Source organism: Pseudomonas sp. JV245A (assembly GCF_032424515.1).
Classification (GTDB): Bacteria; Pseudomonadota; Gammaproteobacteria; order Pseudomonadales; family Pseudomonadaceae; genus Aquipseudomonas; species Aquipseudomonas protegens.
The window spans coordinates 1-14203 of record NZ_VYKE01000073.1 but is presented as its reverse complement, the minus strand read 5'-3'; the positions used below and the strand labels follow the sequence as shown (position 1 = coordinate 14203).

Annotated in this window: 18 protein-coding genes; 11 read left to right on the top strand and 7 right to left on the bottom strand. The window is 63.1% G+C overall.

All coding sequences use genetic code 11. The features are described 5' to 3' along the window. Window positions 1-93 precede the first annotated feature (93 nt). Window positions 94-1101, top strand: coding sequence for a DNA-binding protein (locus F6S12_RS19205; protein ID WP_011061679.1), 1008 nt, complete (start codon window positions 94-96; stop codon window positions 1099-1101). On the opposite strand, the gene gorA is transcribed toward F6S12_RS19205, so the two are convergent. Then, window positions 1102-2460 carry a glutathione-disulfide reductase gene (gene gorA, locus F6S12_RS19200; protein WP_041118540.1) on the bottom strand — a complete coding sequence of 453 codons (1359 nt, stop codon included), beginning with the start codon at window positions 2458-2460 and terminating at the stop codon, window positions 1102-1104. Between the two features lie 130 nt (window positions 2461-2590). Beyond that, window positions 2591-3430, bottom strand: a complete 840-nt coding sequence (galU, locus tag F6S12_RS19195) for a UTP--glucose-1-phosphate uridylyltransferase GalU (protein ID WP_011061681.1) — start codon at window positions 3428-3430, stop codon at window positions 2591-2593. A gap of 465 nt (window positions 3431-3895) precedes the next feature. On the opposite strand from galU, the gene F6S12_RS19190 reads away from it, so the two are divergent. After that, a complete protein-coding gene (locus F6S12_RS19190; RefSeq protein ID WP_011061682.1) occupies window positions 3896-4177 on the top strand; it encodes a hypothetical protein in 282 nt (93 codons plus the stop codon). 14 nt (window positions 4178-4191) lie between these two features. Here the strand turns inward: F6S12_RS19190 and F6S12_RS19185 are convergent, their stop codons facing one another. The 4 genes from F6S12_RS19185 to F6S12_RS19170 all read right to left on the bottom strand — a co-directional run bounded on the left by F6S12_RS19185 (window position 4192) and on the right by F6S12_RS19170 (window position 6708). Beyond that, window positions 4192-4422: a hypothetical protein gene (locus F6S12_RS19185; RefSeq protein ID WP_011061683.1), complete on the bottom strand. Its 231-nt coding sequence runs from the start codon at window positions 4420-4422 to the stop codon at window positions 4192-4194. A gap of 69 nt (window positions 4423-4491) precedes the next feature. Then, window positions 4492-5343, bottom strand: coding sequence for a c-type cytochrome (locus F6S12_RS19180; protein ID WP_373366096.1), 852 nt, complete (start codon window positions 5341-5343; stop codon window positions 4492-4494). A gap of 65 nt (window positions 5344-5408) precedes the next feature. Then, on the bottom strand, window positions 5409-6059 hold the full coding sequence (locus tag F6S12_RS19175) for a c-type cytochrome (protein WP_315869215.1): 651 nt from the start codon (window positions 6057-6059) through the stop codon (window positions 5409-5411). Between the two features lie 298 nt (window positions 6060-6357). Beyond that, window positions 6358-6708: a hypothetical protein gene (locus tag F6S12_RS19170; RefSeq protein ID WP_041118543.1), complete on the bottom strand. Its 351-nt coding sequence runs from the start codon at window positions 6706-6708 to the stop codon at window positions 6358-6360. A 211-nt stretch (window positions 6709-6919) separates the two neighbouring features. Between F6S12_RS19170 and F6S12_RS19165 the strand changes: the two genes are divergently transcribed. The 5 genes from F6S12_RS19165 (at window position 6920) to ada (ending at window position 10084) form a co-directional block, all read left to right on the top strand. Beyond that, window positions 6920-7222 carry a DUF1883 domain-containing protein gene (locus tag F6S12_RS19165; protein ID WP_011061687.1) on the top strand — a complete coding sequence of 101 codons (303 nt, stop codon included), beginning with the start codon at window positions 6920-6922 and terminating at the stop codon, window positions 7220-7222. A 29-nt stretch (window positions 7223-7251) separates the two neighbouring features. Then, window positions 7252-7422, top strand: a complete 171-nt coding sequence (locus F6S12_RS19160) for a hypothetical protein (RefSeq protein WP_015635890.1) — start codon at window positions 7252-7254, stop codon at window positions 7420-7422. A gap of 104 nt (window positions 7423-7526) precedes the next feature. Continuing rightward, window positions 7527-8243, top strand: coding sequence for a 2OG-Fe(II) oxygenase (locus F6S12_RS19155; RefSeq protein WP_315869214.1), 717 nt, complete (start codon window positions 7527-7529; stop codon window positions 8241-8243). Next, window positions 8233-8913, top strand: coding sequence for a DNA oxidative demethylase AlkB (gene alkB / locus F6S12_RS19150; RefSeq protein ID WP_053152007.1), 681 nt, complete (start codon window positions 8233-8235; stop codon window positions 8911-8913). The genes F6S12_RS19155 and alkB overlap by 11 nt, the downstream gene beginning before the upstream one ends. An 85-nt stretch (window positions 8914-8998) precedes the next feature. Beyond that, on the top strand, window positions 8999-10084 hold the full coding sequence (ada, locus tag F6S12_RS19145; RefSeq protein ID WP_011061691.1) for a bifunctional DNA-binding transcriptional regulator/O6-methylguanine-DNA methyltransferase Ada: 1086 nt from the start codon (window positions 8999-9001) through the stop codon (window positions 10082-10084). Here ada and F6S12_RS19140 read toward each other — a convergent pair. Further along, window positions 10036-10524, bottom strand: coding sequence for a GyrI-like domain-containing protein (locus tag F6S12_RS19140; RefSeq protein ID WP_011061692.1), 489 nt, complete (start codon window positions 10522-10524; stop codon window positions 10036-10038). The two genes, ada and F6S12_RS19140, sit on opposite strands and share 49 nt — an antisense overlap. 214 nt (window positions 10525-10738) lie before the next feature. On the opposite strand from F6S12_RS19140, the gene F6S12_RS19135 reads away from it, so the two are divergent. The 4 genes from F6S12_RS19135 to modC all read left to right on the top strand — a co-directional run. After that, complete coding sequence (locus F6S12_RS19135) at window positions 10739-11803, top strand: NAD(P)H-dependent flavin oxidoreductase (RefSeq protein ID WP_015635893.1); 1065 nt, start codon at window positions 10739-10741, stop codon at window positions 11801-11803. Between the two features lie 174 nt (window positions 11804-11977). Further along, window positions 11978-12745 carry a molybdate ABC transporter substrate-binding protein gene (modA, locus tag F6S12_RS19130; RefSeq protein WP_011061694.1) on the top strand — a complete coding sequence of 256 codons (768 nt, stop codon included), beginning with the start codon at window positions 11978-11980 and terminating at the stop codon, window positions 12743-12745. Beyond that, window positions 12746-13426 carry a molybdate ABC transporter permease subunit gene (modB, locus tag F6S12_RS19125; protein WP_210672355.1) on the top strand — a complete coding sequence of 227 codons (681 nt, stop codon included), beginning with the start codon at window positions 12746-12748 and terminating at the stop codon, window positions 13424-13426. A 4-nt stretch (window positions 13427-13430) separates the two neighbouring features. Beyond that, window positions 13431-14203 (top strand): molybdenum ABC transporter ATP-binding protein (gene modC, locus F6S12_RS19120; RefSeq protein ID WP_315869213.1); only part of this gene is annotated, 773 nt, incomplete at its 3' end.

Sequence of the window (14203 nt, the reverse complement as noted above, 5' to 3'; positions counted from 1 at the left end):
TGTCAGTTTCAGGCTTTTGATAATTTCACATCTGCTGTACAATTCAATGTAATTACATACCACGTAACACAGTACTAAATCGTCGGAGGATGCATGGCTCGCGGAGGCATAAACAAGGCGGTGGTGAAGAAAGCGCGTCAGGCGATTCTTGCCCGCGGCGAACACCCCAGCATCGATGCAGTACGCATCGAAATGGGCAATACCGGCTCGAAAACCACCATCCACCGCTATCTCAAGGAGCTGGATGACGGCGCCAGCCGGCGTGACAGCGGCCCTGCACCCCTGGACCAAGAACTGGGTGAACTGGTGGGGCGCCTAGCGCAACGTCTGCAGGAGCAGGCCCAGGAACCCCTGGAGCAAGCCCTCGCCCACTTCGAAGAACAGAAGCAGGTGCTGGAACACCAGTTGAACGAAGCCCACCAGCTTCAGGAGCAGTTGCAACAGCAGTTGCAGATTCAGGCCAGCGCCCTGGCCGGGGAAAGCGCCGCCCTGCAAGACACTCGCTCCATGCTGCAGAGCGAACAGACCCGCAACGCCGAACTCAACCAGGCACTCAAGGGCCTTGAGCTGCGGCTGGAGGACAAGGAGCAGCAGATCCACTCCCTGGAGGAAAAGCACCTGCATGCCCGGGACGCCCTGGAGCACTACCGCGCGGCCAGCAAGGAACAGCGCGAACAGGAGCAGCGCCGCCACGAAGGGCAGCTGCAACAGATCCAGATGGAGCTGCGCCAGGCCCAACAGAGCGCGCTGGTACGCCAGGACGAGATCACCCAACTGCATCGCGATAACGAGCGCCTGCTCAGCGAACAGCGCGCCATCCACAAAGAGCTCAAGCAAGCCCAGGATGCCGCCAGTAAGAACTCGGCGCTACAGGCCCGCCTGAGCGAACAGGTCGCCCGCCAGGACAGCGAAAGCACCCTGCTCCAGGAACGCCTGCGCGTTGCCCAGGAAGAAGTTCAGGCACTCAAGGAACAAACCAGGAAACAGGCTCGATCGAGCAAGGAGATGGAGTTGCGCGCCACCAAGGCCGAGGCCGGCCTGGAGGCGTTGCGCCTGGCTGCTGCCACCAAGGCCCAGCCAGACGCACCTGCGAAGGCTTGATCAGCCCGCGACAGGCGTACGCATGGTGACGAACTCTTCGGCGGCCGTCGGGTGCACGCCGATGGTTTCGTCGAAGTCGCGCTTGGTCGCCCCCGCCTTCAGGGCAATTGCCAGGCCCTGAACGATTTCACCGGCATCCGGGCCGACCATGTGGCACCCCAGGACCTTGTCGCTGTCGGCGTCCACCACCAGCTTCATCAGGGTGCGTTCCTGGCAGTCGGTCAGGGTCAGTTTCATCGGCCGGAAGCGGCTCTCGAAGATCTGCACCTTGTGCCCCGCTTCTCGCGCCTGCTCTTCGGTGAGGCCGACGGTACCGATGTTCGGCAGGCTGAACACCGCCGTAGGAATCATCTGGTAATCCACGGGACGGTATTGCTCGGGCTTGAACAGGCGCCGAGCCACGGCCATACCCTCGGCCAGGGCCACCGGCGTCAGTTGCACGCGGCCGATGACATCGCCAATCGCCAGGATCGACGGCTCACTGCTCTGATACTGCTCGTCCACTTCGATGAAACCGCGCTTGTCGAGCTTCACGCCGGTATTCTCCAGCCCCAGGTTGTCCAGCATCGGCCGGCGCCCGGTGGCATAGAACACACAATCGGCGGCCAGCTTGCGACCATCCTTGAGGGTGACCTCAAGACTGCCGTCGGCCTGCTTGTCGATGCGCTCGATGTCGGCATTGAACTGCAGGCCCAAACCACGCTTGGTCAGCTCCTCCTGCAAGTGCTTGCGCACTGCGCCGTCGAAACCGCGCAGGAACAGCTCACCGCGATACAACAGCTGGGTATCGGCGCCCAGGCCATGGAAGATCCCGGCAAACTCCACCGCGATGTAGCCACCGCCCACCACCAGCACGCGCTTGGGCAGCTCCTTGAGGAAGAAGGCCTCGTTGGAACTGATGGCATGCTCACGCCCCGGGATATCCGGGATCTGTGGCCAGCCGCCGGTGGCAATGAGGATGTGCTTGGCGCTGTAGCGCTGGCCGTTGACCTCTACCTGGTGCGGATCGATCAGCTTGGCGTGGCCTTCATGCAGTGTCACGCCGCTGTTGACCAGCAGATTGCGGTAGATGCCGTTGAGGCGATTGATTTCGCGATCCTTGTTGGCGATCAGGGTCGCCCAATCGAAATTCGCCTCACCCAGGGACCAGCCGAAACCCGAGGCCTGCTCGAAGTCTTCGGCGAAGTGCGCGCCGTACACCAGCAGCTTTTTCGGCACGCAGCCGACGTTGACACAGGTACCGCCCAGATAGCGGCTTTCAGCGACCGCGACCTTCGCGCCAAAACCCGCCGCGAATCGCGCGCAGCGCACACCGCCGGAACCGGCACCAATTACATAAAGATCAAAATCGTAGGCCATTTCACTCTCCCAGGCAGGCTGACAAGCATAACCGCAGATGGCGATCGGGTCAGCGCAGAGGTCTACATAAGGGCGACAAATGAAAAAGCCACCCGAAGGTGGCTTTTCCGAAAAACCCGTGCAGCGGCTATCAGTAAGCCTTGCCGGTCTTGTAGAAGTTCTCGAAGCAGAAGTTGGTTGCGTCGATGTAGCCTTCGGCACCACCGCAGTCGAAACGCTTGCCCTTGAACTTGTAGGCCATCACGCAACCGTTCTGCGCCTGCTTCATCAGGGCATCGGTGATCTGGATCTCGCCACCCTTGCCCGGCTCGGTCTGCTCGATCAGGTCAAAGATGTCCGGAGTCAGAATGTAACGACCGATGATCGCCAGGTTCGACGGTGCGTCTTCCGGCTTTGGCTTCTCGACCATGCTGTGAACGCGGTAGATGTCGTCACGGATCATCTCGCCAGCAATCACGCCGTACTTGTTGGTTTCCTGCGGATCGACTTCCTGGATGGCCACGATCGAGCAGCGGAACTGCTTGTACAGCTTGACCATCTGGGTCAGTACGCCGTCGCCTTCGAGGTTGACGCACAGGTCGTCCGCCAGCACCACGGCGAAGGGTTCGTCACCGATCAGCGGGCGGCCAGTCAGAATGGCGTGGCCCAGGCCTTTCATTTCGGTCTGGCGAGTATAGGAGAACGAGCACTCGTCCAGCAGCTTGCGGATACCGACCAGGTATTTCTCCTTGTCGGTGCCCTTGATCTGGTTTTCCAGCTCGTAACTGATGTCGAAGTGGTCCTCGAGGGCGCGCTTGCCGCGGCCGGTCACGATGGAGATTTCATTCAATCCGGCATCCAGCGCTTCTTCAACGCCGTACTGGATCAGTGGCTTGTTCACCACCGGCAGCATTTCTTTAGGCATGGCTTTAGTCGCTGGCAGGAAGCGAGTACCGTAACCGGCTGCTGGGAACAAGCATTTCTTGATCATATGAGTCCTTAAAAAGGCTGTGTGTACGAGTTTCGGCGCAGTCTAATGAGGGCGCGAGCGCCTTACAATGCCCCGCGCTGGCTAACCGCTGCCATCATAGAGAAATAAAGTGCCGGATAGTTCCGCAGCATCCTCCAGATAGCCTGCCAGGTAAACCTCCATCACCGCGCAGCGCTTGTAAACCGGCACCTGCACAGGGTTGCCGGAATGCCCCAGGCATCGACCAGGCACACCCTCGACTCAACGGCCAAGGCGGGCCATCCGGACTCCATGATGGCACCGTTTTCGCCCTGGCGATGTTCACCCGCAGGCACCACAACTCCCTCACCCAGAGGGGCTGCGGCACTTTTGCAGACCCGCGGAGGACTAAGGTGACGTGCTGTACCGAAATGGCCATTAGCTATAGCATCGCCACTGGCATGCACGGCCACTTCACCCCCTCCCCCTCAGATGACGAAATCCCCCATGAACAGACTTTTCACTGTTACCGCAGTACTGGCCCTGAGTGGATGTGCCACCGCCTCCAATACCTACCTGGCCAATGGCGAACAAGGCCTGAGCATCGATTGCTCTGGCGAGGCCAGCTCCTGGGCCAGCTGTTACGAGAAAGCCGAGGCGTCCTGCGCCGGCACCGGCTATCGGATCGTCAGCACTGTCGGCACGCCCGCCACCAAGGAAAGCGACAAGACCCTCGGCGTCGATGTTGGCAACTATAAAAGCCGCAGCGTGGTGGTGGTCTGCAAGTAGAAGGCGCACGCCCTCTACATATGAATTTCGGCGAACTTGATGCCCAGGCCACGAATGGTTTCGATCAGGTCGTCGAGACGGCAGAAAGATTCCACCTCGTCGCTGTCGTCCACCAGAAAATAGCTGCGCCCGGCGCTCTTCTTGAAAAACACAATCCATTCCCCTGAATTGGCCGGGTTCTGGATCACGTGGGTGGCAGAGATCAAGCCCTCTGCATGCTTTGCCCTGACATCTTCCCGCTTCATGCTTTCTCCCAAAAAATCGATGCCGCCCAGGCGTGAGCCCGGGCGGCACCGGCAACAATGGGCGCTAGTTTATCGGATGCCCTGGCCTATCAGCACGCCTTCTACCGTCTGACCGTACAAATTCACCCCATCATTGGCGTGGAACTTGACCCGGGTCTTCTCGATGGAACCCTCCACCAGGCGCGGGTCCTGCGGCCGCTCGTGGCTGTTGACGAACGCCGCCACGTCCCAGGCCTGCTGATCGCTCAGGCTGCCGCCCTTGCCCAGAGGCATGTTGTGCTTGATGAAGGACGCCGCAGTATTGATCCGGTGCATTCCTGCCCCCCAGTTGTAGGAATCTTTGCCCCAGAGTGGCGGCATCACGTAATCCGCACCGGCCTTCTGGCCCTGGCCGTTGTCACCGTGGCAAACCGCACACTGCGCCTGATACACCGCCGCACCCTGCTTGAGGTCGTAGCCTTTGGCGGGCTGCGCCACGTCGGGATACCCGCGCCCGGGCAGCTCGACGCCCAGCGGCGCCTTGCTCGCCAGCCAGTAGGCATACACCGACAGCGCGGTAATCTGCGGACTGTCCGCCGCCGGCGGCTTGCCACCGTTCATGCTGAACTGAAAACAGCCTTGCAGGCGCTCGGCAAAGGTATTCACCTTGTCGTTCTTCTTGCGATAGGCCGGGTACATCGGGTACGCGCCCCACAGTGGCGCCGAGTTGGCCAGGCGACCCTGATCAAGGTGGCAATTGCTGCAATTGAGGCCGTTGCCAACGAACTGCGGCGCCAGGCGCTTGGTATCGACGAACAGGGCGTAGCCTTCGCGTACCAGCTTGCCGTAGGCATTGTCCGGCAGCTCGCTTTCAGCCGGCGGCTTGAAGTACTCGACATGGGCGGAAGCGCTCGGCGCCGGGATCTGCGACTGGTCCTCCATGGCGATGGTGGCCGCCTGGACCTGGATCGCGAGCAGGCTCAGCAGCGCCCCTGGAATCAATAGTTTCATGGGCGCGTCTCCTGGGAGTTCAAGGTTGCAAAGTAGTCCGCCACGGCAGCCACTTCTTCGGCGCTCAGGGATTTGGCGATGTGCCCCATCAAGTCATTGGGGTCGTTGTGGCGGGTACCTTCACGCCAGGCGTTGAGCTGTGCCACCAGGTAGCTGGCAGGCTGCCCGGCCAGGGGTGGGAAGGCGGTACCGACGCCCACGCCACCCGGTCCGTGGCAACTGACGCACTCGGGCACTTGCCGTTCCCAGGCACCACGCAGGGCCAGACGCTCACCGACACCGGTGGCCACCTGGCTACGGCTGACAGGAACCAGCTTGGGCGCAGGCATGGCGGCCAGGGTCGTGGTGACCGCGGTGATTTCCTCTTCACTCAAGGCCTTGGCCAGGGGTTGCATCACAGGGCTGGTGCGGGCGCCGCTGCGAAAGTCGTGCAACTGCTTGCCCAGATAGCCCGCCGGCAACCCTGCAAGACGTGGAAACCCGGCCGGAGCCAGGCCCATGCCATCGGCGCCATGGCAGGCCAGGCAAGCCGTCGCCCCCGGCTGGGCGCCTCCCTGGGTAAAGACTTTCTGCCCCTCCACGGCATGGGCAGTTTGAACCAACAGCAGCATCAGGCCACTCAATAGCATTCGATCCAGTGGGATCATATGGACTCCATTATTCTAGTTATATGCTTAGACCCGCATGGCATAAGCACACAAATAGTAGGTCAATTGATCCACCGGGACAACGCGAAATTGCCCCCACGCCTATCGAATACCGAACAGCAACACAAGGTTTTACCAGGCGAAAAAAAGCGGCTAATCGCCGCAGTGCAACAAGGCTTCTACCCACGCAAAAGCAGCCCCGGGCCGCGCTTGGTGGCGCTACCCGGGGCCTGGGGCAAAGTCTGGAGAAGGGATGCAAGCGGGTAACCGGGGCCTGTCACCCGCATGGAGCAACGGCTTAGCCGGAGATACAGTCTTCACCGGCCTTGCGCACATCCTGAGGGCGCAACGGGTTGTTGCTCAACTGTTCGTGCAGCTTGATGCTGCTGCCACCGGAACGCGCCTCAATGTAGAACACCGCAGCCGGGGCCGGCGACAGGCTCTGGGGCACTAGTACCCGAAAGCCATCCTTGTGTGGCTCGACCTGCAGCGCGCCGCGGCTGCCGGAGAGCTTGTCGGCCAGGCACTTGGCGTATTCCTGAGGCTTCTTGCCGGAAATCACGCTCAGGGTTGGCGGTGTCTGGTTGATGTCCGAGACGCTTGCGCAACCGCCGATGGCCAAGACCAGAACCCACACCCAGCGCTTCATATAAAAATCTCCAATAAAGTCCCTCCGACAGCAAAGGCGCTGTTTTTCTCCGGAGGCACGGCTTTATCGCCGATAAAAATCCAAATAACTGTTTTAAATTGTCAAAGCTCGACGCCGGGGCCGAATAATACTCCTTTGGGCCTGATAAACTGCGCCACCGCCCACGCAAACGTTTTTTGCTTTTGTAGCTATAGCCCTTCTGGAGGCGCCCATGAAATTCATCCACCAGCGCGAGCACCTGAACGAAGACGATATCGTCGTCATCGAATGCTCCCAGGTCTGCAACATTCGCCTGATGAGCGACGCCAACTTCCGCAGCTTCAAGAACGGCGGCCGTCACACCTATCACGGCGGCGCCTTCGACAAGTTCCCGGCAAAGATCACCGCCCCCAGCACCGGTTTCTGGAACATCACTATCGACACCGTCAACCGGCGGCCCATCAGCGTGACCCGCAAGCCGAACCTGACGCATTCGATCCGCATCATTCGCCGCTCCAGCTCGAAACTGCGCTAAGCCCTCCTCTCGCGACAACAGGTAGCCCCGTGCCCCAGACCACCAAGTACGTCATCAAATACAAGCTCAACGGTGAGCGCCGCTTCGAATTCGCCCAGCTGCAGACCGGCTCCGAGGAAGAAGCCCGGGCCGCCCTCGAGGCGCTGCATGGCCAGTCCGACGATGTCATCAGCGACGTCAGCGTCAGCAAGGCCTTGTAGAGCGCCGCTGCGCACCACCGATTCAAGCGCAAGCAACGGAGTGTTCGGCGGCCAACCGTGCCGCAGACTGGCCGGGTTCCCTACCGCCCCAGGACACTCCCGCCATGCCTGCCCCCTCGCTACACGATCGCCTGCAACAACTGGATTGGGCCCGCATCGAGCAGGCCCTCGACCAGGACGGCTGCGCCCGCCTCGAAGGCCTGTTGACTCCAGCGCAATGCCAGGCCCTGAGCCGGCTTTACCAGAGCCCCGAGTTGTTTCGCTCGAAAGTGATCATGGCCCGCCATGGCTTTGGCCGTGGCCAGTACCAGTATTTTGGCTATCCGCTGCCGGAGCCCGTGGCGCAATTGCGCCAGTTGCTCTACCCGCGCCTGGTGGACCAGGCCAACCGCTGGAACCGCCTGATGAATATCGACGCCCAATACCCGACGCAACACGCCGCCTTCATCCAGCGCTGCCACGACGCCGGGCAGATGCGCCCGACGCCCTTGCTCTTGCAATACGGCCCCGGGGACTACAACTGCCTGCACCAGGATCTGTACGGCGAGCACGTATTCCCCTTGCAAGTGGCCTTCCTGCTGTCGCAGCCGGGAAGCGACTTCAGCGGCGGTGAACTGGTGCTCACCGAACAGCGCCCACGCATGCAATCGCGGCCGCAGGTCATTGGTCTGAAGCAGGGTGATGGGCTGGTTTTCGCCGTGCATCATCGCCCGGTAGCCGGAGCGCGCGGGCACTATCGGGTGACCTTGCGCCACGGTGTCAGCCGCGTTCACAGTGGCCAGCGCCATACCCTTGGAGTGATTTTTCACGATGCACTGTAATGATGACGGCCCAGCCACCCTCGGGCTGTTCAGTGACAGCGACCTGCAGCAGCCTGCCCGCGTCGAGGTCCTGGGCCCAGAGTCCCGGGTCTTGCGCGGCTTCGCCCTGCCCTGGGTCAAAACGCTGCTGCCGCAACTCGATGCCGTGCTCGCCGCTGCGCCCTTTCGCCAGATGCAGACGCCCGGCGGCTTCACCATGTCGGTGGGCCTGAGCAGTTGCGGGCAACTGGGCTGGACCACCGACCGCAGCGGCTACCGCTATAGCCCCATCGACCCGCAAAGCCAGCGCCCCTGGCCAGCACTGCCCAAGGTGCTCCAGGAGCTGGCCGAAGCCGCAGCCGAGGCGGCCGGCTTTCCCGGGTTCGCCCCGGACTCATGCCTGATCAACTGCTACCGGCCGGGGGCAAAGATGTCACTGCATCAGGACAAGAACGAGCGCGACTACTCGGCCCCTATCGTGTCCCTGTCCCTGGGCCTGCCGGCGATTTTTCTCTTCGGCGGCCGGCAGCGCAGCGACAAGAGCCAGCGGGTCGCGCTGCTGCATGGCGATGTGGTGGTCTGGGGCGGCGTCGACCGCCTGCGCTATCACGGAGTGCTGGCCCTCAAGGATGGCCACCACCCGCTGTTGGGCCAGCAACGGATCAACCTGACCTTGCGCCGGGCCGGCTGAGGTTGAGAATTCAAGCGCAAGCCCCGGAGTGCCGAACGGCCCCGCCTTGGTTAATCTGGCCGCCACCGCTTACCGAGTACCGACCATGACCGCCTTGTCGCGCAAGCACCGCATCGAACAGGACCCCCGCTGGCAAGCCGTGCTCAAGCGCGATGCCAGCGCCGACGCCAGCTTTGTCTACGCCGTGCGCACCACCGGCGTCTATTGCCGCCCCAGCAGCCTGTCGCGCTTGCCCAAGGCCGAGAATGTCGAATTCTTCGACAGCGCCGAGCAAGCCGAAGCCGCCGGCTACCGCCCGAGCAAGCGCCTGGCCAGTGACCAGACCCAGGTCGCGGCGCACCATGCCACGCTGGTGGCGCTGGCCTGCCGGCAGATCGAGGGCGCCGAAACACCGCCCAGCCTGGGCCAGCTGGCGCAGCAGGCCGGCATGAGCAGCTATCACTTTCACCGAGTGTTCAAGGCCGCCACCGGGCTGACCCCCCGGGCCTATGCCAACGCGCAACGCTCACGCAAGGTACGCTCCCACCTGGAACGCGGCCAGTCGGTCACCGAAGCCCTGTATGACGCCGGCTTCAACTCCAACAGCCGTTTCTACGAAGCGGCCGACCAGTTGCTGGGCATGACGCCCAGCGACTACCGCGCCGGCGGCCCCAACACCGATATCCGCTTCGCCCTCGGCCAGTGTTCCCTGGGGGCAATACTGGTGGCGCAAAGCGCGCGCGGTGTGTGTGCGATTCTCCTGGGGGATGAACCCGGCCCGCTGCTGGAGCAACTGCAGGACAAGTTCCCCCGGGCCAACCTGATCGGTGCCGACCGCGATTTCGAGCGCCTGGTCGCCCAGGTAGTGGGGTTTATCGAGGCCCCGGCCATTGGCCTGGACCTGCCCCTGGATCTGCAGGGCACGGTGTTCCAGGAGCGGGTATGGCAGGCCCTGAGGAGCATTCCTCTGGGCAGCACCGCCAGTTACGCCGAAATTGCCCAGCGCATTGGCGCGCCCAAGTCCATGCGCGCCGTGGCCCAGGCCTGCGCGGCCAACAGCCTGGCGGTGGCCATTCCCTGCCACCGGGTGGTACGCAGCGACGGCAGCCTTTCAGGCTACCGCTGGGGTGTGGAACGCAAGCGTCAGTTGCTGGAGCGCGAAGCGGCCTGCGAGGCCTCGATGCCGATGTAGATCGCCACCGAATCGGCACTGGTGTAGACCTCGAAATCCGTGGCGAAGGCGCGCCGGACCTGGGGGTTGTCCTGGAAGTAGGCCCAGATCAGCCCCCAGGTCTGGATCACGCAATCGGGCATCGCGCCCTTGGCACTGAACACCAGGTAATCCCCGCCCTGGACAGCCACGCTCGGGTAGTCGGCGCAGGCACCTTCCAGCGCCACGCCGGCGGTCACGTCGAAGTGCCCGCTGGCATCGGACTCGTAGTTGGAATAGACGCCGTAGACGAACGAATCAGCCTGGCGAGGGCTGATCTTGTCGAACAGCCCCTCGACATAGAAGCGCTGCCACATCGGCCCGATCCGGGCGCTGTCGGCCTGTTGCTCGGCGGCGTTGAGGGTCCTTACTTGCAGGCCTGCAACGCTGAACGGCAGTACTTCACGCAGTTTTACATCCATGGCCAGCCTTCCTTGAGGGGTGCGATGAGGAAAAATATCCGCCGCAGTCTAGCGCCGGATCGACGCCGCCGACAGCCGTCGGCAGCGGCCGCTGTATCGGTTGCAAAGGCCTGGAATCGAGCCCCGTGGAAAAGTCAGCTGGCCTCGGGGCGCCATCTCCTGATAAAAACCACGGGCTGCATCGTCTAAACCTGCCGACGGAGAATTCCCGCAAATGAGCCAATGGACTGATCGCCGCCTCTTAGACCTGCTGGGTATCGCCCTGCCCATCATCCAAGCGCCCATGGCCGGCCCCTCCGGCTCCGCCATGGTGATCGGCGCCTCCCGGGCCGGTGCTCTGGGCTCCCTGCCCTGCGCCATGCTCGACGCCGGGCAGATCCGCCAGGAAGTACAGGTGATTCGCTCAGCCACGCAGAACCCGTTGAACCTGAATTTCTTCTGCCACCAGGTGCAGCCCGTCGATGCCGAACACGAGCAACGCTGGAAGAACGCCCTGGAGCCCTACTATCGCGAGCTGGGCGCCGACTTCGATGCTCCGACCCCGGTCAGCAACCGCGCGCCCTTCGATGAGAGCACCTGCCAACTGGTGGAAGAGTTGCGCCCTGAAGTCGTGAGTTTCCACTTCGGCCTTCCAGAGCCTTCGTTGCTGGCCCGGGTCAAGGCCACCGGAGCCAAGGTGCTGTCCTCGGCCAGCACCGTCGATGAAGCGCTCTGGCTGGAGGAGCGCGGCTGCGACGCGATCATCGCCATGGGCTACGAAGCCGGCGGCCACCGGGCAATCTTCCTCGGCGACGATCTCAACAGCCAGGTCGGCACCATGGCCCTGGTGCCGCAGATCGTCGACGCGGTGCAACTGCCGGTGATTGCCGCCGGCGGCATCGGCGATGCCCGGGGCATCGTCGCGGCGCTGGCCCTGGGAGCCTCGGCGGTGCAACTGGGCACCGCTTACCTGTTCACCCCGGAAGCCAAGGTCAGCGCCGCCCACCACCATGCCCTGCGCCACGCCAAGGAAAGCGAAACCGCGTTGACCAACCTGTTCACCGGGCGCCCGGCCCGGGGCATCGTCAACCGCGTCATGCGCGAAATCGGCCCCATCAGCCCGTTGGCGCCGGCCTTCCCCCGGGCCGGCGGCGCCTTGATGCCGCTGCGTGCCAAGGACGAGGCGGACTTCGCCAACCTCTGGTCCGGCCAGGCCCTGCGCCTGGGGGTGGAACTGCCCGCCTACGAACTGACCCTGCGCCTGGCCGAACAAACCCTGGCACAACTGCGCAGACGCTGATTCACTAGAGCCGCGATCCACATCGCGGCCCGGGCAACAAGCGCTGGCAACAGAGTTCCGTTCATCGACAAATCGCTATATATTCCGCTATATAGCGATTCCCCCTCGCCTTGGTGCAGGCCCCTTCCAATAACTCACTGCCCAACGCATCCGTCCCCCCAATGGAGCTGTTTGATGAACCTTCGCGCCTCAGGTTTTGCCCCGACTTGCCTCGCCGCCCTGCTCGCTGTCTTCGCCCTGGGTTCGGCCCAGGCCGATGAAGTACAGGTCGCGGTGGCCGCCAACTTCACCGCACCGATCCAGGCGATCGCCGCCGACTTCGAGAAAGACACCGGGCACAAACTGGTGGCCGCCTACGGCGCTACCGGGCAGTTCTATACCCAGATCAAGAACGGCGCGCCTTTTGAAGTCTTCCTCTCCGCCGACGACAGCACCCCGCAAAAGCTCGAAAGCGAAGGCGACATCGTCAAGGGCTCGCGCTTCACCTACGCCATCGGCACCCTGGCCCTGTGGTCGGCCAAGGACGGCTACGTCGACGCCAAGGGCCAGGTGCTCAAGGACAACCAGTACCAGCATCTGTCCATCGCCAACCCGAAAGCCGCGCCTTACGGCCTGGCCGCAACCCAGGTACTGGCCAAGCTGGGCCTGACCGACAAGGTCAAGGACAAGATCGTCGAAGGCCAGAACATCACCCAGGCCTATCAGTTCGTTTCCACCGGCAATGCCGAGCTGGGCTTCGTCGCCCTGTCGCAGATCTACAAGGACGGCAAGGTCACCAGCGGTTCGGCCTGGATCGTCCCGGCCCAGATGCACGACCCGATCAAGCAGGACGCGGTCATCCTCAACAAGGGCAAGGACAACCCGGCCGCCAAGGCACTGGTTGACTACCTCAAGGGGCCAAAAGCCGCCGCGGTGATCAAGTCCTACGGCTATCAACTGTAAATGAGCCTGTCGAGTGCCGATTTTTCCGCCATCTGGCTGACCCTCAAGCTGGCGTCCCTGACCACGCTGATCCTGCTGGTGGTCGGCACTCCAATAGCCCTGTGGCTGTCGCGCACCCGCTCCTGGCTGCGGGGGCCGATCGGCGCCGTGGTGGCTCTGCCCCTGGTGCTGCCACCCACGGTGATAGGTTTCTACCTGTTGCTGGCCCTGGGGCCCAACGGTTTCTTCGGCCAGGTCACCCAGTCCCTGGGGCTGGGCACCCTGACGTTCAGTTTTGCCGGCCTGGTGCTGGGCTCGGTGATCTACTCCATGCCCTTCGTGGTACAGCCGTTGCAAAATGCCTTTTCTGCCATTGGCAGCCGTCCCCTGGAAGTGGCCGCAACCCTGCGCGCCAACCCCTGGGACACCTTTTTCACGGTGATCCTGCCCCTGGCGCGGCCAGGCTTCATCACCGCCTCGATCCTCGGCTTTGCCCACACCGTCGGCGAGTTCGGCGTGGTGCTGATGATCGGCGGCAACATCCCCAACAAGACCCGAGTGGTCTCGGTGCAGATCTACGATCACGTCGAGGCCATGGAATACGCCCAGGCCCATTGGCTAGCCGGGGCCATGCTGGTGTTCTCGTTCCTGGTGCTGCTGGCGCTGTACTCCAGCCGCAAGACCAAAGCCGGCTGGAGCTGAACCGATGAGCATTCACGTCAAGCTGCACCTGGGCTACCACGACTTCGCCCTGGATCTCGACCTGCAACTGCCAGGGCGCGGGGTAACAGCCTTGTATGGACATTCGGGCTCGGGCAAGACCACCTGCCTGCGCTGCATCGCCGGCCTGGAAAAAGCCGGCCGCGGGCGCATTCAGATCAACGACGAAGTCTGGCAGGACAGCCAGCGCAAGCTGTTCGTCCCGCCCCACAAGCGCTCCCTGGGCTATGTGTTCCAGGAGGCCAGCCTGTTCGCCCACTTGTCCGTGCAAGCCAACCTGGAATTCGGCCTGCGGCGCATTGCCAAGGCACAGCGCCGGGTGGACATGGCCCAGGCCACTGAACTGCTGGGCATCGGCCACCTGCTGCAGCGCCACCCGCAGCACCTTTCCGGCGGTGAGCGCCAGCGCATCGGCATTGCCCGGGCGCTGCTCACCAGCCCGCGGCTGCTGCTGATGGACGAGCCCCTGGCGGCCCTGGATTCGAAACGCAAAAGCGAGATCCTGCCCTACCTGGAACGCTTGCACGACGAGCTGGATATCCCGGTGCTGTACGTCAGCCACTCCCAGGATGAAGTGGCGCGCCTGGCCGACCATATCGTCCTGCTCAGCGATGGCCGGGCCCTGGCCAGCGGCCCCGTGGGCGAGACCCTGGCGCGCCTGGACCTGCCCCTGGCCCTGGGTGACGACGCGGGCGTGGTGGTGGAAGGCCGGGTCAGCCATTACGACCCGGACTACCAGTTGCTGACCCTGCAACTGCC